This is a genomic window from Caballeronia sp., from assembly GCF_049581465.1.
Lineage (GTDB): Bacteria > Pseudomonadota > Gammaproteobacteria > Burkholderiales > Burkholderiaceae > Caballeronia.
The window spans coordinates 1-2168 of sequence record NZ_JBAUSA010001391.1; the positions used below are offsets into that span (position 1 = coordinate 1).

Consider the following 2168-nt stretch of genomic DNA (forward strand, 5'->3'; position numbering starts at 1 on the left):
GTCGTAACCTACGGCGAAGCCATGACGCTGTTCGTCGCCACCGAAACAGGCGATCTCGCAAAGGTCGGCCAGTTCACGAAACGCGTGGCCGGCGCGGACCTGAATGTCGCGATCGGCTTGTCGCGGCTCGGCTTCAAGGTGGGCTGGATGAGCCGCGTCGGTGCCGATTCTTTCGGCCGATATGTTCTCGACGTGCTCGCGAAAGAAGGGATCGACGCGGGTTGCGTGACCATCGACGAGCGCTATCCGACGGGTTTCCAACTGAAGTCGAGGAACGATGACGGCAGCGATCCCGCCATCGAATATTTTCGCAAGGGGTCGGCGGCGAGTCATCTCTCGCTCGATGATTACGTCGCGCAGTACGTGCTGGGTGCGCGCCACCTGCACCTGACGGGCGTCGCGCCGGCGATCTCGGCGACATCGCGCGAACTCGCTTTTCATATGGCCCGCGAAATGCGCCGCGCGGGCAAGACTATTTCCTTCGACCCGAACCTCCGGCCAACGCTCTGGCCTTCTCGCGAAGCCATGGCGGAATCGCTCAACGCGCTCGCGGGGCTTGCTGACTGGGTAATGCCCGGCATCAGCGAGGGCCTGATCCTGACGGGCTTTAAAAAGCCAGAAGACATTGCGCGCTTCTACATCGATCGGGGCGCAAAGGGCGTCGTCGTGAAGCTCGGCGCAGACGGCGCATATTTCCGCACGGCCGATAACGAAGAAGGCACCGTGCCGGCGATTCCCGTGAAACGCGTCGTCGATACCGTCGGCGCCGGCGACGGCTTCGCGGTCGGCGTGGTGAGCGCGCTACTCGAAGGCCGCGACGTGCGCCACGCGATCGCGCGCGGCAATCGTATCGGCGGCCTGGCGATCCAGGTCATCGGCGATAGCGAAGGGCTTCCAACCCGCGCCGAACTCGACGCGCTCGAAGATTCAAGCCACTAGCAATCCGACGCCCACAAAAACGGGAGACAACCATGCAACAGGCCAGTTCAACCAGACTCGCGGTGCGCCGCTGGTGGACGATCATGCCGATCGTGTTCATCACGTACAGCCTCGCCTATCTCGATCGCGCGAATTTCGGCTTCGCATCGGCGGCAGGGATCAACCACGACCTGGGCATTAGCAAAGGCTTGGCGTCGCTGATCGGCGCGCTGTTTTTCCTGGGGTATTTTTTCTTCCAGATTCCTGGTGCGATCTACGCCGAGCGTCGCAGCGTGAAGAAGCTCGTGTTCGTCAGCCTGATTCTCTGGGGCGGCTGTGCAGCACTGACGGGCGTGGTGACCAACATTCCATCGCTGATGGTGCTGCGCTTCATGCTCGGTATCGTGGAAGCGGCGGTGATGCCCGCGATGCTGATTTTCATCGCGAACTGGTTCACGAAATCGGAGCGCTCACGCGCCAACACGTTCCTGATTCTCGGCAATCCCGTGACGGTGCTATGGATGTCGGTGGTGTCCGGCTATCTGATCGATTCCTTCGGCTGGCGCCATATGTTCGTCGTCGAAGGCGTGCCGGCGGTCATCTGGGCGGTGATCTGGTGGTTTATCGTCCAGGACAAGCCGGCGCAGGTGAAATGGCTCTCCGACCAGGAAAAGATCGACCTGGAAAATACGATGCGCGCGGAACAGGCCGCCATCAAGCCGGTCAAGAATTACGGCGAAGCGTTCAAGTCGCCAGCGGTTATCAAGCTGTGTGCGCAGTATTTCTGCTGGAGTATCGGCGTGTATGGCTTCGTGCTGTGGTTGCCGTCGATACTTAAAAACGCGTCGTCATTCGGCATGGTCGAGACCGGCTGGCTGTCGGCCGTGCCGTATCTGGCCGCAACAATTGCGATGATCGCGGCGTCGTGGGCATCGGACAAAATGGAGCGCCGCAAGTTGTTCGTGTGGCCGTTCCTGCTGATCGGCGCATTCGCATTCGCCGGTTCCTACTTGCTCGGTTCGACCAGCTTCTGGGCATCCTACGCACTCCTGGTGATTGCGGGCGCGGCGATGTACGCGCCCTACGGTCCGTTCTTCGCGATCGTGCCCGAACTGTTGCCGAAGAACGTGGCCGGCGGCGCGATGGCGCTGATCAACAGCATGGGCGCGCTCGGTTCGTTCGTCGGTTCGTATGTGGTCGGTTACCTGAACGGTGCGACCGGATCGCCTGCTGCGTCGTATGTGTTCATG

General features: G+C 61.3%; 2 protein-coding genes. Both read left to right on the forward strand.

Annotated features, from left to right (window positions below):
* A partial coding sequence (locus WCA53_RS33630) for a sugar kinase (RefSeq protein WP_423922309.1) occupies positions 1-939 on the forward strand: 939 nt, incomplete at its 5' end.
* Between the two features lie 32 nt (positions 940-971).
* Positions 972-2168, forward strand: a 1197-nt coding sequence (locus WCA53_RS33635; RefSeq protein ID WP_423922312.1) for an MFS transporter, incomplete at its 3' end; no start/stop codon positions are given.